Origin of the sequence: Deefgea piscis (genome assembly GCF_019665785.1) — a bacterium.
In the GTDB taxonomy this organism is placed as follows: Bacteria; Pseudomonadota; Gammaproteobacteria; order Burkholderiales; family Chitinibacteraceae; genus Deefgea.
In genome coordinates this window covers 2944170-2969389 of sequence record NZ_CP081149.1, presented here as the reverse complement: position 1 = coordinate 2969389, position 25220 = coordinate 2944170, and the positions used below count along the sequence as shown (strand labels likewise).

22 protein-coding genes and 1 riboswitch are annotated in these 25220 nt (G+C 47.9%); of the genes, 17 read left to right on the top strand and 5 right to left on the bottom strand.

All coding sequences use genetic code 11. The features are described 5' to 3' along the window. Position 1 precedes the first annotated feature (1 nt). The 5 genes from K4H25_RS13845 to K4H25_RS13825 all read left to right on the top strand — a co-directional run bounded on the left by K4H25_RS13845 (position 2) and on the right by K4H25_RS13825 (position 7851). On the top strand, positions 2–1642 hold the full coding sequence (locus K4H25_RS13845) for an alpha-D-glucose phosphate-specific phosphoglucomutase (RefSeq protein WP_221021029.1): 1641 nt from the start codon (positions 2–4) through the stop codon (positions 1640–1642). Positions 1643–1726: 84 nt separating this feature from the next. Beyond that, positions 1727–3001 (top strand): glucose-1-phosphate adenylyltransferase, encoded by a 1275-nt coding sequence (gene glgC / locus K4H25_RS13840; RefSeq protein ID WP_221021028.1) that lies wholly within the window; start codon positions 1727–1729, stop codon positions 2999–3001. 221 nt (positions 3002–3222) lie between these two features. Continuing rightward, positions 3223–4656, top strand: coding sequence for a glycogen synthase GlgA (gene glgA / locus K4H25_RS13835; RefSeq protein ID WP_221021027.1), 1434 nt, complete (start codon positions 3223–3225; stop codon positions 4654–4656). A gap of 71 nt (positions 4657–4727) precedes the next feature. Next, positions 4728–7181 (top strand): glycogen/starch/alpha-glucan phosphorylase, encoded by a 2454-nt coding sequence (locus tag K4H25_RS13830; protein WP_221021026.1) that lies wholly within the window; start codon positions 4728–4730, stop codon positions 7179–7181. A gap of 121 nt (positions 7182–7302) precedes the next feature. Then, entirely contained in the window at positions 7303–7851 is a 549-nt protein-coding gene (locus tag K4H25_RS13825) for an NUDIX domain-containing protein (RefSeq protein ID WP_221021025.1), read from the top strand. Between the two features lie 261 nt (positions 7852–8112). On the opposite strand, the gene K4H25_RS13820 is transcribed toward K4H25_RS13825, so the two are convergent. The 3 genes from K4H25_RS13820 to K4H25_RS16995 form a co-directional block, all read right to left on the bottom strand. Then, positions 8113–10110: a glycoside hydrolase family 19 protein gene (locus K4H25_RS13820; protein WP_221021024.1), complete on the bottom strand. Its 1998-nt coding sequence runs from the start codon at positions 10108–10110 to the stop codon at positions 8113–8115. A 306-nt stretch (positions 10111–10416) separates the two neighbouring features. Then, a complete protein-coding gene (locus K4H25_RS13815; RefSeq protein ID WP_221021023.1) occupies positions 10417–10887 on the bottom strand; it encodes a DMT family transporter in 471 nt (156 codons plus the stop codon). Positions 10888–10952: 65 nt separating this feature from the next. Then, on the bottom strand, positions 10953–11078 hold the full coding sequence (locus tag K4H25_RS16995) for a hypothetical protein (protein WP_255587687.1): 126 nt from the start codon (positions 11076–11078) through the stop codon (positions 10953–10955). Between the two features lie 154 nt (positions 11079–11232). Between K4H25_RS16995 and K4H25_RS13810 the strand changes: the two genes are divergently transcribed. Together K4H25_RS13810 and K4H25_RS13805 are read left to right on the top strand one after the other, a co-directional pair. Next, the gene (locus tag K4H25_RS13810) at positions 11233–11556 is read left to right on the top strand and encodes a rhodanese-like domain-containing protein (RefSeq protein ID WP_221021022.1); all 324 of its coding nucleotides are present in this window, start codon (positions 11233–11235) and stop codon (positions 11554–11556) included. Between the two features lie 330 nt (positions 11557–11886). Beyond that, the gene (locus tag K4H25_RS13805) at positions 11887–12231 is read left to right on the top strand and encodes an antitoxin Xre/MbcA/ParS toxin-binding domain-containing protein (RefSeq protein ID WP_221021021.1); all 345 of its coding nucleotides are present in this window, start codon (positions 11887–11889) and stop codon (positions 12229–12231) included. 221 nt (positions 12232–12452) lie between these two features. Here the strand turns inward: K4H25_RS13805 and K4H25_RS13800 are convergent, their stop codons facing one another. Then, complete coding sequence (locus K4H25_RS13800) at positions 12453–14444, bottom strand: peptidase U32 family protein (protein ID WP_308443215.1); 1992 nt, start codon at positions 14442–14444, stop codon at positions 12453–12455. 231 nt (positions 14445–14675) lie between these two features. Between K4H25_RS13800 and K4H25_RS13795 the strand changes: the two genes are divergently transcribed. Next, positions 14676–15554, top strand: a complete 879-nt coding sequence (locus tag K4H25_RS13795; protein WP_221021020.1) for a transporter — start codon at positions 14676–14678, stop codon at positions 15552–15554. Between the two features lie 111 nt (positions 15555–15665). On the opposite strand, the gene thiC is transcribed toward K4H25_RS13795, so the two are convergent. Then, the gene (thiC, locus tag K4H25_RS13790) at positions 15666–17591 is read right to left on the bottom strand and encodes a phosphomethylpyrimidine synthase ThiC (RefSeq protein ID WP_221021019.1); all 1926 of its coding nucleotides are present in this window, start codon (positions 17589–17591) and stop codon (positions 15666–15668) included. Positions 17592–17687: 96 nt separating this feature from the next. After that, a riboswitch (TPP riboswitch) is annotated at positions 17688–17841 on the bottom strand. 90 nt (positions 17842–17931) lie between these two features. On the opposite strand from thiC, the gene K4H25_RS13785 reads away from it, so the two are divergent. The 9 genes from K4H25_RS13785 (at position 17932) to K4H25_RS13745 (ending at position 25220) form a co-directional block, all read left to right on the top strand. Then, on the top strand, positions 17932–18573 hold the full coding sequence (locus K4H25_RS13785; protein ID WP_221021018.1) for a protein-L-isoaspartate O-methyltransferase family protein: 642 nt from the start codon (positions 17932–17934) through the stop codon (positions 18571–18573). Between the two features lie 141 nt (positions 18574–18714). Then, a complete protein-coding gene (locus tag K4H25_RS13780; RefSeq protein ID WP_221021017.1) occupies positions 18715–19785 on the top strand; it encodes a Wzz/FepE/Etk N-terminal domain-containing protein in 1071 nt (356 codons plus the stop codon). A 290-nt stretch (positions 19786–20075) separates the two neighbouring features. Further along, positions 20076–21233 carry a dTDP-glucose 4,6-dehydratase gene (rfbB, locus tag K4H25_RS13775; protein ID WP_221021016.1) on the top strand — a complete coding sequence of 386 codons (1158 nt, stop codon included), beginning with the start codon at positions 20076–20078 and terminating at the stop codon, positions 21231–21233. Positions 21234–21250: 17 nt separating this feature from the next. Further along, on the top strand, positions 21251–21607 hold the full coding sequence (locus K4H25_RS13770) for a four helix bundle protein (protein ID WP_221021015.1): 357 nt from the start codon (positions 21251–21253) through the stop codon (positions 21605–21607). After that, positions 21604–22635, top strand: coding sequence for a dTDP-4-dehydrorhamnose reductase (rfbD, locus tag K4H25_RS16990; RefSeq protein ID WP_255587684.1), 1032 nt, complete (start codon positions 21604–21606; stop codon positions 22633–22635). The genes K4H25_RS13770 and rfbD overlap by 4 nt, the downstream gene beginning before the upstream one ends. Before the next feature lie 27 nt (positions 22636–22662). After that, complete coding sequence (rfbA, locus tag K4H25_RS13760) at positions 22663–23538, top strand: glucose-1-phosphate thymidylyltransferase RfbA (protein WP_221021014.1); 876 nt, start codon at positions 22663–22665, stop codon at positions 23536–23538. Positions 23539–23548: 10 nt separating this feature from the next. Beyond that, positions 23549–24097 carry a dTDP-4-dehydrorhamnose 3,5-epimerase gene (rfbC, locus tag K4H25_RS13755; protein ID WP_221021013.1) on the top strand — a complete coding sequence of 183 codons (549 nt, stop codon included), beginning with the start codon at positions 23549–23551 and terminating at the stop codon, positions 24095–24097. Between the two features lie 2 nt (positions 24098–24099). After that, on the top strand, positions 24100–24507 hold the full coding sequence (locus K4H25_RS13750) for a sugar 3,4-ketoisomerase (RefSeq protein WP_221021012.1): 408 nt from the start codon (positions 24100–24102) through the stop codon (positions 24505–24507). Continuing rightward, positions 24504–25220 carry a DapH/DapD/GlmU-related protein gene (locus K4H25_RS13745; RefSeq protein ID WP_221021011.1) on the top strand — a complete coding sequence of 239 codons (717 nt, stop codon included), beginning with the start codon at positions 24504–24506 and terminating at the stop codon, positions 25218–25220. Before K4H25_RS13750 ends, K4H25_RS13745 begins: the two co-directional genes overlap by 4 nt.

The following is a 25220-nucleotide window of genomic DNA, read 5'->3' as shown; positions in this document are numbered from 1 at the left end:
AATGAGTGTTTTAACCGTAGCAAGCCAGCCTTATGCTGGTCAACGTCCTGGTACTTCAGGTTTACGCAAAAAAGTAACGGTATTTCAGCAAACGCATTATTTAGAAAACTTCGTACAAGCGATCTTTGATGTGGTGCCCGAATTAAACGGCGCAACGCTGGTGCTGGGTGGTGATGGTCGCTTTTATAACCGTGTCGCGGTGCAGACCATCTTAAAAATGGCCGCCGCCAATGGTGTTGCCAAGGTGTTGGTGGGTCAAGCGGGTCTGCTCTCAACACCAGCGGTGAGCTGCCTCATTCGCAAATACGCCGCGGTGGGCGGGATTGTGTTATCGGCTTCGCACAATCCAGGCGGGCCGGATGGCGATTTCGGTATCAAATACAACGTCAGTAATGGCGGGCCAGCGCCAGAAAAAATCACCGAAGCGATTTATACCCGCACGACAACCATCAATCAATACCAGACGTATACAGCGCCAGACCTAGATATTGATGCTGTTGGTGAATATACCCTTGGCAATATGCAGGTGGTGGTGCTCGACTCGGTTGCCGATTATGCCGAATTAATGGCTGATTTATTTGATTTTGCCGCGATTCGCGCTTGGTTTGCTGCTGGGCATCAGATGCGATTTGACGCGATGTCAGCCGCGTCTGGCCCGTACGCCAAACGCATTCTTGAGGACTTACTTGGCGCGCCGCAAGGCACGGTGGTCAATGGCATTCCGCTGCCTGATTTTGGCGGTTTACACCCTGACCCTAATCCAGTGTATGCCGATGATTTGGTGGCGCATTTATTTGGCGAGCGCGGCAGCGTCGTGCCTGATTTTGGCGCGGCCAGTGATGGCGACGCCGATCGCAATATGATTTTAGGCCGGCATTTTATCGTCACCCCATCTGATAGTTTGGCGGTGATGGCGGCCAATGCCGAGAAAATCAAAGGCTATGCGCGGGGCATTGCTGGCGTGGCGCGTTCTATGCCCACGTCGTGTGCGGTGGATGCGGTGGCCAAAAAGCGCGGCATTGCTTGCTTTGAAACACCAACCGGTTGGAAATTTTTTGGCAATTTGCTCGACGCTGGCCAAGTGACTTTGTGCGGCGAAGAAAGCTATGGCACGGGCTCAGACCATGTGCGCGAAAAAGACGGCGTGTGGGCGGTGTTGTTTTGGCTCAATTTACTCGCGGTGACTGGGCAGTCGGTTGAAACCATTGTGACGCAACATTGGCAAGAATATGGCCGGCATTTTTATTCGCGGCATGATTATGAAGCGCTCGATACGGCGGCAGCGAATGACTTGATGGCGCATTTACGCGGTCAGCTAGCGACTTTGGCGGGGCAAACTCTCGGGGAGTTTACCGTGCAACTGGCCGATGATTTTGCTTATGACGACCCGATTGATGGTTCACGCAGCGAGCAGCAAGGCATACGCGTGGTGATGACGGATGGCAGCCGAGTGGTGTTTCGCTTGTCGGGTACCGGCACAGACGGGGCAACGCTGCGCGTTTACCTCGAAAAATTCGTCGCCGATGCTGCTGGGCATGCCGTGCCAACGCAAACCGCTTTGGCTGGATTAATTGTTATTGCCGAACAATTGGCGCAAATCAAAGCGCGCACTGGCCGTGAGGCGGCAAGTGTTGTGACTTAAACGGATTCGTTGACTGGTGCTTGAAGTGCCTGCAATGCAGGTACTTCAAACAGCGCCGCGCCTAAATAATACGGAGCAAGACCCATGGAAATGCAATTGATAGATAAAGCCACTTTAGCGCGTCAATTACCTAGCCGTGCGGTGGCGCTGGTGTTAGCGGGAGGGCGTGGTTCTCGGCTCAAGCAATTGACCGATCATCGCGCCAAGCCCGGGGTTTATTTTGGCGGTAAGTTTCGCATTATTGATTTTGCTTTATCCAATTGCATTAATTCGGGTGTGCGCCGAATTGGCGTGATTACGCAATATAAATCGCATTCTTTAATGCGTCATTTGCAGCGCGGCTGGTCTTTTTTGCGCAATGAAATGAATGAATTTGTCGATGTACTACCCGCGCAGCAGCGTGTTGACGAAGAGCATTGGTATCGCGGTACCGCCGATGCGATTTATCAAAATTTGGATATTTTGCGCACCTATCGTTCGGAATACGTGGTGATTTTGGCGGGTGATCACATTTATAAAATGGATTACTCACGCATGCTGGTGGACCATGTCTTGCTCGGCGCCGAAGTCACCGTTGCTTGCATCGAAGTGCCACGCGCAGAGGCGAGTGCTTTTGGCGTGATGGCGGTTGATGAATCACGAAAAATCATCGATTTCATCGAAAAACCCGAGTCACCACCCGCTATGCCGGGTAATGACAATGTCTCTTTGGCCTCAATGGGCGTGTATATTTTTAATACCCATTATTTAGAGCGCTTACTTGAAGAAGATATTGTGCTCGCTGGCTCTAGCCATGACTTTGGCAAAGATTTAATTCCCAAAAGTGTTTTAGAAGGCAAGGCTTTTGCGCATCCGTTTAGTTTGTCGTGCGTGATGACCGAGTCCAGCGGCGAGCCGTATTGGCGCGACGTCGGGACGGTGGACGCGTATTGGGCGGCTAATTTAGATTTGGCCTCGGTTACGCCAGAACTCGATGTGTATGACACCAATTGGCCGATCTGGACGCTGCAAGAGCAATTGCCTCCCGCCAAATTTGTGCAAGATCGCAATGGCAGCCACGGCATGACGCTCAATTCTTTAGTCGCTGGCGGTTGTATTGTTTCGGGCTCGCTGGTGATTAATTCGGTGTTGTTTTCGCAAGTGCGGATTCATTCATTTTGCACCATTGATTCAGCGGTGATTTTGCCGCAAGTGGTGATCGGCCGCGGCTCGCGCATTCGGCGCTGCATTATTGACCGCGCCTGCGAAATCCCCGAAAACACCATTATTGGTGAAAACGCCGAAGACGACGAACGCCGCTTTCATCGCACAGAAACCGGCGTTGTTTTGGTGACACGAGATATGCTGGCTAAGTTGTAGGGAATGGGGAATGGGGAATAGGGAATAGGGAATAGGGAATAGGGAATAGGGAATAGGGAATAGGGAATAGGGAATAGGGAATAGGGAATAGGGAATAGGGAATAGGGAATAGGGAATAGGGTGTGGGGAATGAAGTCTTTTTCCAAATCCCAAATCCCAAATCCCCGTCCCGTCCCGGTCCTTCAAGCGCCAACGATTAACTTTCGACAAGGTTTTAAATCATGCGAGTACTCCACGTCTGTGCCGAAATGTTTCCATTACTCAAAACCGGTGGCTTGGCGGATGTCTCGGGGGCGCTGCCTTTGGCTTTAGCGCCTTTGGCTTGCGATGTTCGTGTGTTATTGCCGGGTTTTCCATCGATAGTCGCTGGCTTAACTGCGGTGAGTGATGTCGCCACGTTGGAGACGTTTGCCGGCAAGGTCTGTTTGAAGTTTGGCCGCACGCAAGATGATATTGGGGTGTATGTCATCGACGCGCCGCATTTATATGCCCGAGGCGGCAATCCGTATCAAGACGGCAATCATCACCCTTATCCTGACAATCATCTGCGGTTTGCGCTACTGGGCTGGGTAGCAACGCGCATTGCCGAAGGGATCGATACCTATTGGCGACCCGCCATTGTGCATGCGCATGACTGGCATGCTGGTTTAGTGCCAGCGTATTTGGCTGCGGCTGGGCGTCCGGCCAAAAGCGTGTTTACGATTCATAACCTTGCGTATCAGGGGATTTTTCCTGCCAATCAATTTGCGCAACTTGAGTTACCCGCGCATTTTTTTGCATTAAATGGGCTGGAATTTCATGGGCAAATCTCGTTTATGAAAGCGGGAATTTATTACGCCGACCGCATCACGACGGTATCGCCAACGTATGCTCAAGAAATTAGCACACCAGAGCAAGGCTGTGGCTTAGACGGCTTATTGCGCACGCGGCAAGACGTGTTGTCTGGCATTTTAAATGGTGTTGATGAGGCCGTTTGGCATCCAGCGAGCGATGCCTTGATTGCCGCGAGTTATAGCGTGGATAAGTTAGCTGGCAAAGCCAAGTGTAAAGCGGCATTGCAAGCGGTAATGGGTTTAGAGCACGCCACAGAAAAACCATTATTTGCCGTTGTCAGCCGTTTAACCGAGCAAAAAGGCTTGCACTTGGTGTTAGCCACGCTCAATGAAATCACCGATCGCGGCGGGCAGTTTGTATTGCTAGGCAGTGGCGACGCCGCAATGGAAGCGGCTTTTGTTGCCGCGGCCGCCGACAACCCGCTGCAAGTTGCGGTAAAAATCGGCTACGACGAAGCATTTTCGCATCAAATCATGGCCGGTAGTGATGTGATCATGGTGCCAAGTCGCTTTGAGCCATGCGGCTTAACGCAGTTATACGGCTTGAAATACGGCGCGCTGCCCTTGGTGCGCCGCGTGGGTGGCTTGAGCGACACGGTGATGGATTGTTCTTTAGAAAACCTACAGGACGGTATTGCCACCGGCGCGGTATTTAATGGCTTCTCTAAAGAAGAACTCACCCAGGGTATTCGCCGCATTTTTGCTTTGTGGGCTAGACCTAAAGATTGGAAAGCGGTGCGGCAAGAAGCAATGCGCACCGATTTTGGCTGGCATAGCGCAGCCATGCAATACCATGATTTATACCGTAGCTTAGGCGCTTAGCTTGCGCGAAGTCGCAGCTTATTTGTGCGTTTAAGGCGATATTGAAATCGTTTTCGTTTGGGAGTTCGACCATGAGTTTGCCTTTCCAATATGACTCGACGGCTTTGTATGATGCCGAAAGCATGAAAAAAGCCATTGCCAATAAATTAATGTACTCCATTGGCAAAGACCCACGTGCTGCGCAGCCCAAAGACTGGATGGAAGCAACGTTTTTAGCGGTGCGCGATCAAATGGTCGAGCGCTGGATGGAAACCACTCGCGCGCAATATTCGCAAGACTTAAAGCGGGTGTATTATTTATCGATGGAGTTTTTGATTGGTCGCGCCTTATCCAATGCCTTATTGGCGCTGGATATGGAAGACGTGGTGCGAACGGCACTGGATGACATGGGTGTTGATTACGATGAATTAGTGGGTCTAGAGCCCGATGCGGCGTTGGGCAATGGTGGTTTAGGGCGTTTGGCGGCGTGTTTTTTAGATTCGATGGCGACTTTGGGTATTCCGGGCATGGGCTACGGCATTCGCTATCAATTTGGTATGTTTAAGCAGCGCATTATTGAAGGCCGCCAAGTTGAAGTGCCCGATACTTGGTTGGGATCGGTCAATATTGTCGATTTCCCACGTGATGAAGTGTGCTATCGAGTGCGTTTTGGCGGGCGACTCGAGCAAGAAGGCACCAGTGTGCGCTGGCTCGATAGCCAGCACGATGTTTTGGCGGTGGCGCACGATATTATTATTCCGGGGTTTGCCACTAAATCGACTAATACCTTGCGGCTGTGGACGGCGCGCTCTACGCGTGAAATTAATTTATCTAAGTTTAATCAGGGCGATTATTTCTCGGCGGTAGAGGAAAAAAATCTCTCTGAAAACGTATCGCGGGTTTTATATCCCGATGATTCCACTTTAGTCGGTAAAGAATTGCGTTTGCGCCAAGAGTATTTTTTTGTTGCCGCGAGTTTGCAAGATATTATTCATCGCTATTTAAGCACGCATGAAAATTTGGATCATTTGGCCGATAAAGTCGCGATTCATTTAAATGATACTCATCCGGTGTTGGCGATTCCGGAATTAATGCGCTTATTGATTGATGATTATCATTATGAATGGCGTGAAGCGTGGGCCATTACCGGTAAAGTATTTAGCTATACCAATCATACTTTAATGTCTGAGGCCTTAGAGACGTGGGAAGTAAATATGCTGGGGCGATTATTACCTCGGCATTTAAAAATCATTTTTGATTTGAATGAGGCTTTTTTAAAAGAAGTCGCTTTGATGGTCCCGAATGATTTTGACTTTTTACGTCGCGTCTCTTTAATTGACGAGCAGGGAGAAAGAAAAGTCAGAATGGCGTATTTGGCGGTGATTGCCAGCCATCAAGTGAATGGTGTATCAGCACTGCATTCGGCATTGATGGTTGAATCTATTTTTGCTGATTTTGCGCGTTTATATCCAGATCGATTTACCAATGTGACCAATGGTGTGACGCCGCGCCGTTGGTTGGCTTTGGCCAATCCTGAATTATCGCATTTAATCGATAAAACCATAGGCCAAACTTGGCGCAGCAATTTAAATGAACTCGTTGAATTAAAAGCCCACGCCGATTATCCCCTATTTGTGGCTGAGTTTCGCGCAGCTAAATTAGCCAATAAAAAGCGTTTAGCCATGTATGTGGCGCGTACTTTAGGCGGCGTGATTAATCCAAATGCTTTATTTGATGTACAGGTTAAAAGAATTCATGAATACAAACGGCAATTGCTCAATGTTTTGCATGTGATTACGCGGTATAAGCAAATTTTGGCCGAGCCAGATAAAAAGTGGCAACCCCGCGTGGTGATTTTTGCTGGTAAAGCCGCGTCGGCCTACCACATGGCTAAATTGATTATTCAACTCATTAATGATATCGGCATTAAAATTAATAATGATGAGCGAATTGGTGATCGATTAAAGGTGGTGTTTTTACCCAATTACAGCGTGAGTTTGGCCGAAATGATTATTCCGGCTGCCGATTTATCCGAGCAAATTTCCACTGCCGGCACAGAAGCTTCGGGCACCGGTAATATGAAATTTGCCCTCAATGGTGCATTAACCATTGGCACATTGGATGGTGCTAATGTGGAAATGCAAGAGGCGATTGGTGGCGATAATATGTTTATTTTTGGCCATACCAGCGAAGAAGTTAGCGCATTACGCCGTGATGGTTACAATCCGCGCAGCATTTATGAAAACAATAAAGCGCTACGCGATACGCTCAATATGTTGGCGTCGGGTTTTTTTAGCCCGAGTGAGCCAGAGCGCTATCGGGTGATTTTTGATACCTTGGTCAATTGGGGCGATCATTACCAATTATTGGCCGATTTTGAAGCCTATGTCGCCATGCAGGCCAAAGTGGATGCGCTATTTGCTAAGCCCGATCTTTGGGCGCGAAAAGCCATTTTAAATGTGGCGGCAATGGGGTATTTTTCATCGGATCGAACGATTCAAGAATACGCCGATCGGATTTGGCATACGCAGGCGGTCAAGCTTTAAGCACTCATAAACTGTTTTATGGCAAGCTAAGGTAAGGTTGACAGCCAACTTTTGCTTGATCACTTACAAAACGCGTTAAACTGGGCGGCCGCAAGGTCGCCTTTTTTTATGGATCAATATCATGTCAGTAGATCGCCATTTAATCGAAGAAACGCTCTCTAGCCAGCCCTTATTTAAAGGTAAATTGCTCAATGCTTTTTGCGATACCGTGCGTTTGCCTGATGGCAGCACGGCAACGCGTGAATATATTAAGCACCCAGGTGCGGTGATGGTGATTCCACAGCTGGCCGATGGCCGATTATTGCTTGAGCGGCAATTTCGTTATCCTTTAGATCGGGTGTTTATTGAGTTTCCTGCCGGTAAACTCGACGCTGGCGAAGATCCTTTGGCTTGCGCGCAGCGCGAATTATTAGAAGAAACCGGTTATAGCGCCGCGTCTTGGGAGTATCTGGGGGTGATTCACCCGATTATTTCGTATACCGACGAAGAAATTAAATTGTATTTGGCGCGAGACTTAACTGCCGGTGAGCGTCAGCTCGATGATGGTGAATTTTTAGAAAGCATTACGATGAGCATGCCTGAGCTGATTGCTGGCGTACTCGATGGCAGCATTACCGATGCTAAAACCATTGCTGGCGTATTTTGGGCACAGCAAAAAGGTTTGGTGTAGGGTATGTGTCTGTTGGCTATTTTTGATAATGTCTAAACAGATATACCCATCAATAAACGGTATTGTTTGGATTCAGTATTGCTGATTTTAAGTGCCTGCGGCACGGTTGTCACATTAGCTTGCACCTGCGCCAATGCAATTAGCAATGCCAATACATACGTTGAGTCTAGGTTGATCGAGTCATTCGCTTGATGAACAAAAACGCCGTTCACAATTAAATGAACGGCGTTTTTTATTGGGTTTTACTGCTGCGGCGAATGATTATTTGCTGTTGTCGATGACGATTTGGCCGTTAAATTTCACTTGGCCACGGAAGAAGTAATCAACGCAAGCTTGATAATCACCCGGATTGGCCAGGCTAAACGGTGTTTGGTAAGTGGCTAATTGGCAAGACCACGCTACGCCGCCCGGATTATTCGGGTTGTAATTCCAGCCTTTATCCAAATAAGTTTTGGTGGCTGCTGCCGAGCCATCGGTAAAGCCTTTTGAATTGCCACACGTGAGCTGCTCACCGCTAATGTCGATGCCTAGTTCTTTGGTGAACTCTTTATACGCCGCAATCCGATTGAGCGATTGCGAGACTTCGCTGCCTTTACCGCATTCAATGCCACCGTTAATGATGTAGGTGGTGGCACCAAAGCCCGGCTTCATATTGTTGGCCGCGTCCACTTGATTGGGCACCCAAGTGCCGTCAATCACCCAAGTCATCGGTGGTTTTGGTGACTGTGGATACACCGCAAACCAAATCGCTGAGGCAAAATTGAGCGACGTATCGGCAACCAATTCGGGTTTATCGAGTAAAACATTCACATCGCCATACAGTGATTTACTGAATGGGCCGTAGTTGTAATTCCACGAAAGTTGCTTGGAACCACGACCAAAATAGCTCAGGTTTTGGCCTTGGGCATTTTTGCTGCAAGGGTAGAAAATCGAGAAAATCGAGCTACCGGCACCGTTAAAGCAGTCTTGATAACCGCCTGTGCCGTTGCCTTCGACCATGCCTTGCTCACGCAAGAACCATAAACCTTGGCGGAAAGTCGGGATCGCGACGTTTTGCTCGAGTGTGGCTAACACGGCATTATTTTGCTCAGGATAACCGCGCGCAACGGCAGGCGTGAGTGAAGGCCAATTGGCGCCAGTTTCTTGGGCAAAGTGAGCAAACGAGGTGGCCAGCAGTTTTTTACAAATCAAATCAGAATCACGGCCATCGGTATACGTTGCGCAATAGGCTGGGAATTTAGCCACCCCTTTGAGCAGGCTATCGTAGGTGTATTTCACATTGCGAACCGGGAAGAAATAATCAAATTTCGCCAAGCTCAATACCCGTTCAACGCGTTTAACGTTGTCTGGATTGCTCGCTGCGCCTGGGCTAACGGCATTCACAATATTGTCGGGGCGAACTTGTAGCGCCGCACGAATTCGATCGATGGTTTGGCTGTCTGATCCCGCTTGGGCATACAAAGCGCGCTCAGCCGCGCTAAATTGCGCTGCGCTTGGATAGCCTGCTGGTGCTGCCACATAGCTAATTTGCGGCTTATAGGCGGCCACTGGGCTGCTGGTCGGCGTTGCCGTTGGCACTGAGCTTGGTGTTGCCGTTGCCGTTGCCGTTGGTGTTGCCGTTGGTGTTGCAGTTGGTGTTGCAGTTGGTGTTGCAGTTGGTGTTGCAGTTGGTGTTGCAGTTGGTGTTGCAGTTGGTATTGCAGTAGGCGTTGCCGTTGGTTTTACCGTCGGTATCGGCGTCGCGCCGTTGCAGCTGCCTAAGTTTTTCCACGGACCCCATTGATCGCTGGTCGATGGGATCGTGCCTTGTACCCACCATTTGGCTTCAAAAGTGATGTTGTTATACACCACGCGCTGTCCGCCTTGATAGGCGGTGGCGCTATTCCACGTTGTGCTGCAATTGCTTGGGGTAGTGGGGGCTGTGGTCGGTGTCGCCGTGGGCGCAATGCTTGGCGTTGGTGTTGGCGCAGGTGTTTGGGTCGCCGTGGGTGAGGCGGTCGGGCTAGGGCTAGGTTGGGCCGTCGGCGCGGTGCTGCTATTTGCCGCTACTTTCCATAGTGTGGCCGTGGTATCCGGCGTCCAGCCGGCGCCAACGTAAGCGGTGTGCGTAACGAGGGCGCTGTAATTGAGCCCTTTGTAACTGACGATTGTGCCTGCATTGTAAGTACTGCCTTCGCTCCATACCGGTGCAGCATGGGCATAAGCACTGATCATCATGGCGGGGATTGCCGCCAACATCCAACGATTCATTTCTGACATACCGTCTCCATCCTTTTATTGCACTTCGATCGGTGACGCCGCCGAGTGCTGTTTTTAAATTACAAGAACCATAGGAGAGCAATATTCGTTCAATGGCAAGGTTGTTATGCCAGAAAACGATTGCTGTTCGACTCGGTTTTTGTAAGCAAAAACATATTAATATTCTGGGGATGAAAATGACTAGTGAATTGATAAAAGTGTCAGTAATGTATTGATTTAACAAGTATTATTTCAATTGTTGAAAGCTTTTGCGTGGCTATTTAAAAGTATCGTCAAAGACAAGTGTATTGGTTGGCCAGTCTGCGTTTAAGGCTTGGCATTAAGCCAATCATTGCCAAAGTTCACCAAGACCACGCCAACAACAATGAATGCTGCGCCGAGTAAGCGTGGCCAGCTTAAATCTTTCATCGGCATGGCAAACCAGCCAAATCGATCAAACAGCATTGAGGCAATAATTTGCCCGGTGATAATGAGCGACAACATCGTCGCTGCGCCGAGTTTCGGTGCGATCAACGTGGTGCCAAAAACAAAGACCGCACCCAGTAAGCCCCCCAGCAGCATCCACGGCTCGGCTTTCGGTAGTTGCGCCAGTGCGCTTATTTTTTGCCCAGTCGCCAGACTGATGCAGAGTAGGGCTAGCGTACCCACTGAGAAAGACACTAAGGCCGCCAGTAAAGTACTGTGCCCGATAACGGATTTGAGTTGGTTATTAATGGCCGCCTGCAGTGGAATAATCAGGCCAATGGTGAGGGCGAATAAGCTATAAAGATAAGTCATGACAACTCCAAAAAAGGCTTGCGACAGCGAACAGCGGCCATGGTAATCAATTAAATTGATTGCCTCTAGCCTGAAACTGATTTAATTTGCGCGCCATGCGCGGTATCTAAGGTCTGTTGACGTTTGGTTTGCCAACCGCGTTTGCGCGGATTTTGGCCTGAGGCAAGGCACGAAGCGCGTAGCGTAGTCATTCTACGCCAGCGCTTTGTAACGCAGCATCAGGCTAAAAGCACTCCAGCGCCGCGGAAAACCAAACGTCAACAGACCCTAGCGCTCAAACTCACTCGATTTTCAATACTGAACGCATTATTTTTGCGTGGCAGTGGTATGCAAAGGGCAGTAAAAATGCAACATATTAGTCCGAATGATCTTTACCTGTGGTTGCAAGACTCAGACCGTGCAGCGCCTCATTTATTGGACGTTCGCGAACCATGGGAAGTGGCTTTATGCCAAATTAGCGGCAGTCAAAATGTGCCGATGAATCACATTCCAAGTGAACAAACGCGTTTAGATCCTGATGCCACTTACGTGGTGATTTGCCATCACGGCGTGCGTAGTTATCAAGTGGCTGGATTTTTGGAACGGCAAGGTTTTGAAAATATGATTAATTTAGACGGTGGTATTGCGGCGTGGGCCAATGATGTTGAGCCGAATATGGCGCGGTATTGAGAAGTTGGCTGGCTTGAGAATCGATGGCGTTGACGCCTGATGGTGCTCAGATTACGTGTTGATGCTCAGCGTCGCGGCATTCCCTCTCCCTTGATGGGAGAGGGCGTAGGGTGAGGGTGATCCGCTGGCGTGGTTTGTAAGCTCAATACCCCCATCCCAACCTTCCCCCATCGAGGGGGAAGGGGCTACAGTCGATCTGCTCAAGCGCTTGTGATGTAAGCAATCAACATCAAATCTGAACATTGCTTATTCATCGTCGGTATACGCCGCTAAGCACTGAATTTTTTTCGTTTGCTCGCTATACCCAATTTACTATCGCCAGTAGAGGCAATGATGGATTTAACCCGAATCGGTATTTTTTTTGAATTGCTCGAGCGAGAACTGGCTGGGCAGCCTGATTTGCATGCCGATTTAATGGCGGTGGTGCAATTTGAGCCGCAATTGCTTATGCCTTGGCTGCCGGTCATTGATATGGCTGAGCATAAATTGGGTGATTTAAATACCGTGGTGAAGTGGATTACCTGCCCACATTTAGAGCTCAATGGCGTGTCGCCTGCATCACTGGTGGGTACCGCCGATGGCGTTGAGCGCGTGAGCCAATTACTGGCGCAATATGCCCCCTTGCCGCCATGGCGTAATCCGCAAAGTTCGGGTCAAACTGAGCCTCAAGCTTAAAAAAATGCCGCTAGGGCGAAATACAGTTCACTTAACGACAAACCCTGAAAACCTGACGCAGAGGCGCAGAGGCGCGGAGGAAAATCAGGGTTTTTCAATTGATTTTCTCTGCACCTTTGCGTCAAAAGCGATACCTGCAATGAAATCGAGAAAAAAAATGCCGTTCACTTGGCTTAAGTGAACGGCATTAGCGCTAGGGCGGCATTTTTTTGCGGCGTTGTTTAATGGCTATAGCCTTCAGGTTCAGGCTTGGCTTTGTGAAAGGTAATGGTTTGCACAGGAATAATCGACGGTGGCGGCGATTTTAAAATATGCGGTTTCATTTTGCCCATCACATGCATTTCGCACGGCTTGCAATCAAACACCAGCGTATAGCTTTCTTTGTCGTTCGACAGCGTCATCGGCTCGGCCTTGATTTGACCTTTGACACCAATCACGCCTTTGGCTTGTTTCGGGCAGAGTTCAAACGAAAACCGCAGGCAATGCTTGGTAATCATCAGCGGCACTTCGCCAGCTTCTTGGTGCGCTTCGTAGGCTGCTGCGATGAGTTTTACGCCGTGCTCTTGATAAAACTCGCGCGCTTTCTTGTTATATACATTACCCAAAAATGACAGCGTTTCATCAGGATAAATCGCCGGTGGTTCAGCAGGCACTTTACGTTCTTGCTTGGGCCACGCGGCAATGCGGGCGATTTCCAATTGCTCAACCGCTTCGCGGCGTAGCGCATTAATCGCCGATGCGGCGACATGCCAAGGCTGGCTCAGATTGAGCGATACGTCTTCCGCGTAAAACATCGTATTGCCGAGTTTGCCAAGGCCGCCAATCAAACCGCTCCACGCTTTGTCGGCATTCTGGGAAATCTCTAGCGCCATCGGCGCGTCAACCGTTACGGTACAGCCATCGGCATCGGTGATGGTGAGGGCGAGGCCAGTCGCAGTTTCAGACAAATTGAGCCACACGCCGATTTTGCGTTCAGCGGATTTTTTATTAAGTATCTGCTCCCAAGCATGATCCCGATTGCGGTTCATGCCAATACCTGCCTTGAGGCCAGCAAGCTCGTTCATGGCCTCATTCGGGAATACGCGAAATAGCCCTGCCGCTTTATCGATGGCTTCAACGGTATTGGCTTGCACACCGACCACTTCGCGTTTTTTCATGTAATTCAGACCATCGCCGTTCGCCAATGGCTCATTCGGGTCGATCAGTGCAATTTCAAAGAATTTATCCGTAACGCGAGTAATCGTCCCAACCGGCAGGCCAACGTATTTGGGCGAATCAAATGCGCCAATATCGGTTTTGCGTTCCGTCGCGAAATAATCGGTATGGCCGCGGTGGAAGGTTTTATCGACGTTGGGCGTAAAGAAAATCTCGCTGCGACCACTTGATGCTGGGGCTAAATCAGGACGTTGTTCCAAAATGGCGTCAAGGTGCTGGCGGTAATGCGCGGTGATGTTTTTAACGTATTGCGCGTCTTTATAACGGCCTTCGATTTTGAACGAGCGCACGCCAGCGTCAACCAGCAGTGCCAAATTATCGGTTTGATCATTGTCTTTCATCGACAGCAAATGCTTATCAAACGCCACCACTTGGCCTTTGTGATCGGTCAGCGTGTAGGGCAGGCGGCAAGCTTGCGAGCAATCGCCACGATTGGCACTGCGATTGGTTGCTGCATGGCTGATATTGCATTGCCCAGAAAACGCCACGCACAGTGCGCCGTGGATAAAGTATTCAATCGTCGCCGTGTCGCCAATGCTGGCGCTGATTTCACGGATTTGCTTTACGCCTAATTCACGCGCCAACACGATTTGCGAAAAACCAGCGTCGGATAAAAATTTGGCTTTTTCAGGACTACGAATATCGCATTGCGTACTGGCGTGCAGCTGGATGGGGGGAATATCGAGTTTGAGTACGCCCATATCTTGCACAATCAGCGCATCCACACCGGCTTCATACAGCTGAATAATTTGCTGACGCGCCGGTTCGAGTTCGTTGTCGTGCAAGATGGTATTGAGCGTGACAAATACGCGTGAATGATAACGATGCGCAACAGACACCAAAGCACTGATGTCTTCAATTGAATTGCTGGCATTGTGCCGCGCGCCAAAGCTTGGCCCGCCGATATACACCGCATCTGCGCCGTGCAAGATCGCTTCTCGCGCAATTTCGGCAGTTTTGGCAGGGGCAAGTAATTCAAGTTGATGCGGCAAAAGCATAATGCAATCCAGAGCAAGTCAAGCGAAGGGGCAGAAGTATAACGTATTCAAAGGCTTAGCGGTGTGATTGGCTAGGCTGATTTTGTGGGTGGGGGCGTGTGGATTGACGAGTGTTGTTGGGCTTACTCAATTCATTGTTTATTTTGGTTTTGTTTGTAAGTGTTGGCGATATATAAGGTAAAGTCCGTATATTGTGTGCAGCCTTGTTGGGTTTGGGTTTTTGATATGCCAATGAATAAGAAGTCGGTTGGGGCTGTGGGTTTGGTGTTAATGAGTTTGCCAACGTATGCGCTGGATCCTCGGCAATTTGGGATGGTGGCCGATGATACCAGCCGTACTTCATTGCGTATTCGCCAGCAACAGATTGAATCGCCACGTGGCCCGCAAAATTTTGAAATCGTCGATAAGCAGAGCGTGAGCTTGCGGCAAGCACAGTATTTTTCGCTAGCGGGACAACTGGCGTATGTGGCGGTGCAATTGCCGTATGTGACTGTGGATCAATCGTTTACAAATAGCCGTCGCCCGCCAGCTGAGGCCGATGGTATTGGTGATGTGATGCTGGGCTTTGGTGTGGGTGTCTATCGCCGGCCGGCTTTAGATCGCGAGGCGATCAAACAATATGATCGCAACGGCTTAAGTAGCGCCTGCGGCATACAAATTAATATTCCAACCGCCGCGTATGAAAAAAACCAATCGGCCAATATCACCGCCAATCGCTGGATGCTATTGCCCGAATGCCAACTGGCTTGGACCATGAATCAATGGGTGTTTGAAGGCGTTGCCGGACTATCTTGGTATGGCGACAATACCGAGTATAAAACCGGTCGATTTGAACAAAAAAATGTATATCACTTTAAAACTATGGCGAGTTTCAGCCCGGTTCCTGAGATGTGGCTGGCGGCGACTTTAGAATATCAAACCGGTGGCATGGTGACGCGTGGCGGTAAAACGGCGAACGATCAAATCAATAATTGGCTCGCTGGCGGCGCGATTAATTTTCGTTTGCCGAGGGGCAATAGTGTGCGGCTAGTGGGCGAATGGCCGGTGAGCACTGCGCAGGGCTCAAGTAAAGAACGAGAAATTTCGCTGGTGCTGTCGCACGCATGGTAAATCGAATTTAAATTAGATTTAAATCGGACTGGCAGGAAATAAAAAACGCAGCGACCAAGGATTTGGCGCTGCGTTTTTGTATGGGTATATCAATCTAGCCCACGGTTAGTATTACTGCTTGTGATATACCTCGGCACCGGTTTTTACGAATTCGATTGATTTGGTCTCCATGCCTTTTTTGAGGGCTTCGATTTCGCTGATGCCTTGTTTGGCGGCGAATTCGCGTACGTCTTGGGTGATTTTCATCGAGCAGAAATGTGGGCCACACATTGAGCAGAAATGCGCGACTTTAGCGCTGTCTTTGGGCAGCGTTTCATCATGAAACTCACGAGCGCGGTCTGGATCAAGGCCGAGATTGAACTGATCTTCCCAACGGAATTCAAAACGTGCTTTAGAGAGTGCATTGTCGCGAATCTGCGCGCCTGGATGACCTTTGGCCAAATCGGCAGCGTGCGCGGCAAGTTTGTAAGTGATAATCCCTTCTTTCACGTCAGCTTTGTTTGGCAAGCCCAAATGCTCTTTTGGCGTTACGTAGCACAGCATCGCGCAGCCGTACCAACCGATTTGTGCTGCGCCAATCGCCGAAGTGATGTGGTCGTAACCCGGTGCAATGTCGGTGGTCAATGGGCCAAGCGTGTAAAACGGCGCTTCATGGCACCAATCCAACTCTTTATCCATGTTTTCTTTGATCAATTGCATTGGCACGTGGCCAGGGCCTTCGATCATCACTTGCACGTCGTGTTTCCAAGCGATTTGCGTGAGTTCACCCAATGTTTTGAGTTCGCCCAATTGCGCTTCATCATTGGCATCCCAGATTGAGCCCGGGCGCAAGCCATCGCCTAAACTGAAGGCGACGTCGTATTCCTTCATGATTTGGCAGATGTCTTCAAAGTGCGTGTACAAGAAGTTTTCTTGGTGATGCGCCAAGCACCATTTCGCCATAATCGAGCCGCCGCGCGACACAATGCCGGTCATGCGGTTCGCCGTCATCGGTACGTATTGCAGCAATACGCCAGCGTGAATCGTGAAGTAATCCACGCCTTGCTCGGCTTGCTCAATCAAGGTGTCGCGGAATAATTCCCAAGTCAGATCTTCAGCCTTGCCGTTGACTTTTTCCAGTGCTTGGTAGATTGGTACGGTACCGATTGGCACTGGTGAATTACGCAAAATCCATTCACGCGTTTCGTGGATGTTTTTGCCGGTCGACAAATCCATAATGGTGTCGGCGCCCCAGCGGATGCCCCACGTCATTTTGTCGACTTCTTCGGTGATCGACGACGTTACCGCAGAATTGCCGATATTGCCGTTAATTTTCACCAAGAAGTTGCGGCCAATAATCATTGGCTCTGATTCTGGGTGATTGATGTTGTTTGGGATAATGGCGCGGCCACAGGCGATTTCGCTACGCACGAATTCTGGCGTAATTACATCAGGCATATTCGCGCCGTAGTTTTCGCCTTTGTGCTGACGATTCATCATCGCCAACATTTTGTCGCCAGTTGGGCTATCCGTTTTTAGGCTTTCTAAGTAAGCAGCACGATTCATGTTTTCACGAATCGCTACGTATTCCATTTCTGGGGTGATGATGCCTTGGCGCGCGTAATGCATTTGCGAGACGTTTTTGCCGGCAATGGCTTTGCGTGGTTTGCGTTGCAATTCAAAGCGTAAAACATCAAGACTCTTGTCAGCTTCGCGCATGCGGCCATATTCGCTGGTGAGTTCAGGCAACACTTCGGTGTCGTTACGCTCGCTAATCCATGCCGCACGAATAGGCTCTAAGCCTTTACGCACGTCGATTTTAGCCGCAGGATCAGTGTAAGGGCCTGAGCAGTCATACACGAAAATCGGTGGGTTTTTTTCAACCGCGCCACTGATGCTCATTTGCAATGGCGTATCGGCTTGGCTGATTTCGCGCATTGGCACTTGAATGTCGGCGCGTGAGCCTGGTACATAGATTTTGCGAGAATTAGGCAGTGGCTTGATGGCGGCTTCGTCAACGACGGCCGAATCGGCGGAAAATTCTGCTTTTGCGTTCATGGTGTTCTCCTGTGCACTGATTCAAACTCAGATGAGTGATTCAGTCGCGCTCGTTGGCGCGTGATTTAAAAAGACGGCATAGGAGTGGGGGCGCAAAAAGTCAGCGACTCGCTTTCCTACGCCGGTATTAACCGGGTCAGGTTCCAAGGGTATATCTCATCCGATTTGCTGACGTTGTTTCTGGTGACGTTAGCCAAAAATGGCATTATCAGAAGAAAAGTCGCTTAAATCGGAACCCCTAGCGATTCATGAATGTGAAATTAAAAGAGTTGTGGGATAATTGCAAGACAAATTGAATAATCTAATCGCCGTAGTCGGCTTGTCTTGAGGTGAAGCAAACATGGATTGGGAAAACGCACGTTATCTTTTAGTTGAGCAGCAAATTCGCCCGTGGAATGTGTTGAATCCTGTGATTCTTGAGCGCATTCTCAATACGCGCCGTGAAGATTTTGTTCCTGCGGATAAAAAAGAACTGGCTTTTGTAGATGTGGAATTGCCATTGGCACATGGCCAGCTGATGCTTGCTCCTAAGGTTGAAGCGCGTTTCTTGCAAGAAATTGACTTAAAGCCCACCGATAAATTGCTCATCGCCGGCCCCGGTGCAGCTTACTTGGCGGCCTTGGCTGCCGGTTTGTGCGCGCACGTGGTGGTAGTGGATGCTGATGTTGAGTACGTGGCCTTGATTAATACGCAACTGAAAGCAGCTGGCATTAAAAACGCCCGCGCTGAAGTCGGCGACGCCTTGGCAGCCAATGGCCAAGCACCATTTGACGCCATTATCGCTACGGCCTCGTTCGCTCAAGCGCCAGCCAGCTTGTTGGCGCAATTAGCTAATAATGGCCGTTTGCTGGCGATTATTGGTGAAGAGCCGATGATGTATGCCACTTTATATCGCCAAGCAGGCGCAGTGCTCGAGCAAAAACAAGTCTTTGATTACAACTTACCTAGAATGCGCGTCACGATACCTGCGTTTGAATTTTGATCCTTTGTATGGTTTAAATCAAAAAGCCAGCGTAAACGCTGGCTTTTTTCTTACAAAAAAACAAAACTGTACGTCATCGATTATAATGGTCGGCATTTTTCGATGTTTTGAATTTTTAATCTTTTTACAGAATACACGCCAATGACTGCAGTCAACGCCAGCGAGACATCTCATCACAAGCCCGATGCAGAGGAAGAAATTTCTTTATTGGATCTGGTGCTAGTCCTAACCAAACATAAAAAGCTGATTATTGGGCTGCCGATTCTCGTGGCGGTGATCGCAGCAGCGGTGGCGTTCAGCTTGCCCAATGAGTACACGGCAACACTTAAAATTGCACCATCGAAGAATGCGGCAGTTTACAACTGGGTCTTAACTAACGATCAAGTGCAGGAAACGATCGCCAAAGAAATGAAACTGGCGGAGCATTTTGATACAAAAGGTCGACAAGCAACGCGCAAAGAAATGGGCAAGGCGGTTAAAGTTACATTAAATGCCAAAGATGGTTTTTTAGATATTAATGTGACCGATCAAAATCCAGAATTTGCTGCTATGTTAGCCAATAAAATGGGTTTAGCTTTGCAAAGCAATTTATATAGTCTGCGATTATTGGAATCATCAAAACAGCGTTATGAATTAGAAACTCGCCGTGAAATGGCGCAAAAAAATAAAAATAAATACGATGCTGAAATTCAGCAAGCCGATTTGGCTGCAATGATTAATCAATTATCCGCTGCAGATCGTTATGGCATTACCAGCTTAGCGGCGATTCAGGCTGAATCGACATTGCAAGGTGGCGTGAGCGATATGATGCAAAACGAATTGGTGCGCATGCAAGATCAGCTCTCGAGCTTGCAGCGACTAGTGGTTGACAGCATGAAAAAACAAACCAATGCCAACAATACCGGCCTATGGATTGCCGCAGTAGGGGCTTTGCAGCAGCAAGCATATTGGGATGCTTTAATTGAGCGACTTGATCGCCGAATTGAATTATTAAAAAAACAAGAGCGCGATGAATTAAAAATGACCGCCGCCGAAGTGCCGGATGAAAAATCAGGACCTAAGCGGGCGTTAATTGTATTGTTGGCGACATTTGCGGCGCTGTTTTTGAGTGTTTTGTGGGCATTTATTGCTGAAGCTATCACCAAATCAAGAGAAAATAGTCAATCATCAGCACTACTAGGCAAAATTGGCGCAGCTTGGCGCGCAAAGTAATTGATGTCTGTAGGCTGGGCTTGGCCGTGTCGTTGTGGCAAAAAAATAGCAAATTGGCCCTAAGCCAGCGTTCGGCTTTAGCTTTGAGATACCGAATAAAATACATCGCAGTAGGGTCGACTTGAGTCGACCTGGCTCATTTCGATCTGGCCAATTGTTCGCTCGCTTGAAAGCGATCCTAAGGATGATTTTTGAAGAAGACGCAAAATCAGGCGCCTAGGATTGACGAACTCAAGCTAGCTGACGACTGATTCGTGTATCAATGAATAAAAGTATTGGGAAAAACCTAAATGACGATTTTAGTAACCGGCGCAGCTGGTTTTATCGGTGGTAATTTTGTTTTAGATTGGTTGGCTGGCTGTGACGAGATGGTGATTAACGTCGATAAGCTGACGTATGCCGGTAATCTCGATACCCTTAAAGGTCTAGAGGGCGATACCCGTCATGTGTTTGTTCGTGCTGATATTGGTGATCGGGAAATTATTGGCAAATTGCTCGCTGAATACCAACCCCGCGCAGTAATTAACTTTGCTGCCGAATCGCACGTTGATCGCTCAATTACTGGGCCTGGCGAATTTATTCAAACCAATGTCGTTGGCACCTTTAATTTATTAGAAAGCGTGCGCGGTTATTGGACTGATTTGGCTACTGAGCAAAAAGCGGCGTTTCGCTTTTTGCATGTGTCGACTGACGAAGTCTACGGCACGCTGGCAGCTGATGATCCGGCGTTTAGCGAAACTAAAGCGTTTGAGCCCAATAGCCCGTATTCGGCCAGCAAAGCGGCATCGGATCATTTGGTGCGTGCTTGGCATCACACTTATGGCTTGCCGGTATTGACTACCAATTGCTCGAATAATTACGGCCCATATCATTTCCCAGAAAAACTGATTCCGCTGGTGATTTTGAATGCATTGGCTGGTAAGCCATTGCCAATTTATGGGGATGGCCAGCAGATTCGTGATTGGTTGTATGTGAAAGATCACTGTTCAGCGATTCGCCGCGTACTAGAAGCGGGCAAAGTCGGTGAAACGTATAACGTCGGAGGCTGGAATGAAAAAGCCAATCTGGATGTGGTGCATACGATTTGTGACTTGCTGGACGAGCTGGCTCCTTGCAAGGCGGGGAATGGGGAAAAAGGCGTGGGGATTGGGGAATGGGGAATGGGGAATAAGGACGACGGTATTAATCCCCAATCCCCAATCCCCAATCCCAGCTCTTACCGCAGCCAAATCACTTACGTGACAGATCGCCCTGGGCATGATCGTCGCTACGCCATTGATGCGCGCAAACTCGAGCGTGAATTGGGTTGGAAACCGGCAGAGACTTTCGAATCGGGCATTCGTAAAACCGTAGAGTGGTATTTGGCCAATCAAGACTGGGTGAGCAATGTGACCAGCGGTGCATATCGTGAGTGGGTGGAAAAACAGTATGCGGTGAGTGGGGAATAGGGAATAGGGAATAGGGAATGGAAAAGACCCACAAGCAGCTGGAGGTATGGATACAGGCCATGCTGCTGGTACAAATGATTTATCAAATTACCGCAACTTATCCACGTGAAGAACTATTTAGTTTAACCAACCAAATGAGACGCGCTGTGGTGTCAATTCCATCCAATATTGCCGAAGGTGTTGCTAGAGGATCTACCAAGGAATATGTGCATTTTTTGAATATTGCGCGTGGGTCTTTAGCTGAGCTGGATACTCAATTGGAAATTTCAAAAATGCTAGAGTATTTACCAGCAGAGCACCCAGTTTTTAATCAAATTAGCACGACAGCGCGTTTGCTGACGGGCTTGCATAAAAAAATGGTGTCATTAATATGACAAATCCCCAATCCCAACTGCCAATTCCCCGCATTTTACTCACGGGTAAAAACGGCCAAGTTGGCTTTGAGCTGCAGCGTAGCCTTGCCGTGCTTGGTGAGGTGATTGCGGTGGATCGCGATGATTGCGATTTATCCAATCCCGATTCGATCCGTGACTTAGTGCAACGAATTCGCCCCGATATCATCGTGAATCCTGCCGCGCATACTGCGGTAGATAAGGCCGAATCTGAAGTTGAGCTGGCAACATTACTCAATACCACTGCACCGCAGGTTTTTGCTGAAGAAGCAGCCAAGCTCGGTGCCTTGCTGGTGCATTATTCAACCGATTATGTATTTGATGGTCGTAAAGACGGTGCGTATTTGGAGGACGACGTAACCAATCCGCAATCGGTCTACGGCAAAACCAAGTTAGCCGGTGAAGACGCGATTCTCGCCAGCGGCTGCCGGCATTTGATTTTCCGTACGAGCTGGGTTTTTGGCGCGCATGGCGCAAATTTTTTGAAAACGATGCTGCGCTTAATGCAGCAGCGCGATGCGCTGAGCGTTGTAGCCGATCAAATCGGCGCGCCAACTTCAGCGAGTTTAATCGCCGATGTGACGGCACATGCGATACGGCAGATTTTGGGTATTGAGAATTGGGGAGTAGGGCGTAGGGAATTGGCATGTGGGGATGTGGTGAGTAGAGAGGCGGATTTTCATTCCCCAATCCCTAATCTCCAATCCCCGCTAGAGGCCCAATCCCAACTCCCTAGCATCTATGGCACCTATCATTTAGTGGCCGCAGGTGAAACCAGTTGGCATGGGTATGCATCGCTAGTAAATAAAATTGCTGCGCAGCAAGGCTATACCTTGAAGATTGCTAGTGACGCAATCAAAGCAATTCCGGCTAGTGACTATCCAGTTCCTGCTCCACGCCCAGCCAATTCGCGCTTGAATACGCAAAAATTGCAAAGCACTTTTGGTTTAGAGCTACCTGATTGGCAAGTTGGTGTGCAGCAAGTGATGACGCTGATTAAGCAGCCTTAATTTTATTTAAAGACATTAGGAATTCTTATGGCAAACCGTAAAGGTATTATTTTAGCCGGTGGCTCTGGTACTCGACTTTATCCCGCTACGATCGCCGTATCAAAGCAATTGCTACCGATTTACGATAAACCGATGATTTATTACCCGCTGAGCACGCTATTGCTCGCTGGAATTCGCGATATTTTAATTATCTCCACCCCACAAGACACTCCACGCTTTGAGCAATTGCTCGGCGACGGTAGCCAATGGGGAATTAAATTGCAATACGCCGTACAGCCAAGTCCCGACGGTCTAGCGCAAGCTTTTATTATTGGTGAAGAATTTATTGGCCAAGACAATGTCGCACTGGTGTTGGGCGATAATATTTTTTATGGTCATGAATTTGCCGATTTATTAAAAACCGCTGCTGACAAAGAAAACGGCGCCAGCGTTTTTGCTTATCACGTTAATGATCCAGAACGCTATGGCGTAGTGGATTTTGATGCGAGTGGTAAAGCACTTTCTATTGAAGAAAAGCCGCTGAAACCAAAATCTAATTACGCGGTCACCGGATTATATTTTTACGACAATAGCGTGATTAACATTGCTAAAAATATTAAACCCTCGCCACGTGGTGAATTAGAAATTACCGATGTGAATGCCGTCTTTCTACAGCAAAATCAATTAGACGTAAAAATCATGCATCGTGGTTATGCTTGGCTTGATACGGGTACACATGAGTCAATGCTCGATGCTAGCCAGTTCATCCAAACGATTGAAACTCGGCAGGGTTTGAAGGTTTGCTGCCCAGAAGAAATAGCTTATCGCAAAGGTTGGATTACTACCAGTCAAGTTGAGCAATTGGCGCAGCCGCTAAAGAAAAATGCATACGGTCAGTATTTACTTAATATGCTTAAAGAGTAGGTGATTTAAAATGAAAATCGTCGACACAACAATTGCAGATGTTAAAGTTATTTTACCTAATGTGTACCATGATAGCCGTGGTTATTTTCTAGAAAGCTTTAATCAAGAAAAATTTGAATCTGAATTGGGTCGAAAAGTTAATTTTGTTCAAGACAATCATTCACATTCAGTACATCGTGTTTTGCGTGGATTGCATTATCAATTGGGAAAACCGCAGGGTAAACTAGTCAGAGTTACTCAAGGTGAAGTATTTGATGTGGCGGTTGATTTACGAGAAAAGTCACCCACATTTGGGCAATGGACCGGAAGAATATTGTCATCAGAAAATCATACGCAATTATGGATACCAGAAGGATTTGCACATGGATTTTATGTTTTATCTCCAACTGCGGATTTGCATTACAAAGCAACTGATTTTTGGTACCCAGAAGGAGAAAGAACCATATTGTGGGATGATAAAGATTTGAATATTCAATGGCCATTATCAAATAAGCCAATTGTTTCTGATAAAGATGAAGCTGGACTTAGGTTTAAAAATACTGAAAAAATCAAGGCTTAAATATGATTGTAAATTTAATTCAATTGCAAAAACATGGTGATGAACGTGGTGCATTAGTTGCTCTGGAAGAAAATAAAAACATCCCATTTCCAATTAAGCGTGTGTATTATTTATTTGCTACTCAACAGGGTGTTCGTCGTGGTTTTCATGCACATAAGCAATTAAGGCAAGTGGCTATTGTTATTCGTGGTTCATGCCGGTTTCATTTGGATGATGGAAAAGAAAAAATAGAACTGCTGCTTGATAATCCCGCACAGGGCTTGTTGATTGAGCCATTAGTTTGGCATGAAATGTATGATTTTAGTGAAGATTGTGTGCTAATGGTTTTAGCTGATGATTTTTATAGTGAGAGTGATTATTTAAGAAGTTATGAAGAATTTATTAATATTGTTAATGGTGAAAAAAAATGATACATCAAGCCGCTGTTATATCCGATAAAGCCGTAATCGGTAAAAATGTAACTATTATGCCTTTTGCAGTAATTGGCGATGTATCAATCGGAGATAATTGTATTATTCATCCACATGTGGTTATTGCTGATGGCGTTGTTTTGGGTAATGCTGTAGAGATATTTCCAGGTGCTTTCATTGGTAAAGAGCCAAAAGGTGCAGGTGCTTTAGCTCGTCAGCCAGAGTTTGAACGTATTGTAAAAATTGGCAATGAATGCTCAATTGGACCGAATGCAGTTATTTTTTACGATGTAATTATTGGTGATAATACATTATTAGGTGATGGCGCATCCATTCGAGAAAAATGCACAATTGGTAGCCGCTGTATTTTAAGTCGCTATGTTACTGTGAATTACAATACAAAAATTGGCGATCGCACTAAAGTTATGGATTGCACGCATATTACGGGCAATGCCATTATTGGCAATGATGTATTTATTAGTTTATTAGTTGGTACAACAAACGACAATGTAGTCCGTGCTGGATATTCTGATCATGTTGTTGGCCCTATCATTGAAGATAATGTAGTGATTGGTGTTGGCGCATCATTATTACCCGCAGTGGTGATTGGTGAAGGATCAACCATTGGTGCGGGCTCAGTTGTTACCAAAAATGTTAAACAGAAAACTTTAGTTGCCGGTGTTCCTGCACGTTTTGTAAAGAGTATTGAATAA

Excerpts from the sequence above, each read along its gene's own strand:
- K4H25_RS13830 (WP_221021026.1), top strand. The coding sequence starts at position 4,728 with ATGAGTTTGCCTTTCCAATATGACTCGACGGCTTTGTATGATGCCGAA.
- rfbD (WP_255587684.1), top strand. The coding sequence starts at position 21,604 with ATGACAAATCCCCAATCCCAACTGCCAATTCCCCGCATTTTACTCACG.
- K4H25_RS13810 (WP_221021022.1), top strand. The coding sequence starts at position 11,233 with ATGCAACATATTAGTCCGAATGATCTTTACCTGTGGTTGCAAGACTCA.
- K4H25_RS13795 (WP_221021020.1), top strand. The coding sequence starts at position 14,676 with ATGAATAAGAAGTCGGTTGGGGCTGTGGGTTTGGTGTTAATGAGTTTG.
- K4H25_RS13800 (WP_308443215.1), bottom strand. The coding sequence starts at position 14,444 with ATGCTTTTGCCGCATCAACTTGAATTACTTGCCCCTGCCAAAACTGCC.
- rfbB (WP_221021016.1), top strand. The coding sequence starts at position 20,076 with ATGACGATTTTAGTAACCGGCGCAGCTGGTTTTATCGGTGGTAATTTT.
- glgA (WP_221021027.1), top strand. The coding sequence starts at position 3,223 with ATGCGAGTACTCCACGTCTGTGCCGAAATGTTTCCATTACTCAAAACC.
- K4H25_RS13750 (WP_221021012.1), top strand. The coding sequence starts at position 24,100 with ATGATTGTAAATTTAATTCAATTGCAAAAACATGGTGATGAACGTGGT.
- K4H25_RS13770 (WP_221021015.1), top strand. The coding sequence starts at position 21,251 with ATGGAAAAGACCCACAAGCAGCTGGAGGTATGGATACAGGCCATGCTG.
- glgC (WP_221021028.1), top strand. The coding sequence starts at position 1,727 with ATGGAAATGCAATTGATAGATAAAGCCACTTTAGCGCGTCAATTACCT.
- K4H25_RS13815 (WP_221021023.1), bottom strand. The coding sequence starts at position 10,887 with ATGACTTATCTTTATAGCTTATTCGCCCTCACCATTGGCCTGATTATT.
- K4H25_RS16995 (WP_255587687.1), bottom strand. The coding sequence starts at position 11,078 with ATGACTACGCTACGCGCTTCGTGCCTTGCCTCAGGCCAAAATCCGCGC.
- K4H25_RS13820 (WP_221021024.1), bottom strand. The coding sequence starts at position 10,110 with ATGTCAGAAATGAATCGTTGGATGTTGGCGGCAATCCCCGCCATGATG.
- rfbA (WP_221021014.1), top strand. The coding sequence starts at position 22,663 with ATGGCAAACCGTAAAGGTATTATTTTAGCCGGTGGCTCTGGTACTCGA.
- thiC (WP_221021019.1), bottom strand. The coding sequence starts at position 17,591 with ATGAACGCAAAAGCAGAATTTTCCGCCGATTCGGCCGTCGTTGACGAA.
- K4H25_RS13845 (WP_221021029.1), top strand. The coding sequence starts at position 2 with ATGAGTGTTTTAACCGTAGCAAGCCAGCCTTATGCTGGTCAACGTCCT.
- K4H25_RS13785 (WP_221021018.1), top strand. The coding sequence starts at position 17,932 with ATGGATTGGGAAAACGCACGTTATCTTTTAGTTGAGCAGCAAATTCGC.
- rfbC (WP_221021013.1), top strand. The coding sequence starts at position 23,549 with ATGAAAATCGTCGACACAACAATTGCAGATGTTAAAGTTATTTTACCT.
- K4H25_RS13825 (WP_221021025.1), top strand. The coding sequence starts at position 7,303 with ATGTCAGTAGATCGCCATTTAATCGAAGAAACGCTCTCTAGCCAGCCC.
- K4H25_RS13745 (WP_221021011.1), top strand. The coding sequence starts at position 24,504 with ATGATACATCAAGCCGCTGTTATATCCGATAAAGCCGTAATCGGTAAA.
- K4H25_RS13780 (WP_221021017.1), top strand. The coding sequence starts at position 18,715 with ATGACTGCAGTCAACGCCAGCGAGACATCTCATCACAAGCCCGATGCA.
- K4H25_RS13805 (WP_221021021.1), top strand. The coding sequence starts at position 11,887 with ATGATGGATTTAACCCGAATCGGTATTTTTTTTGAATTGCTCGAGCGA.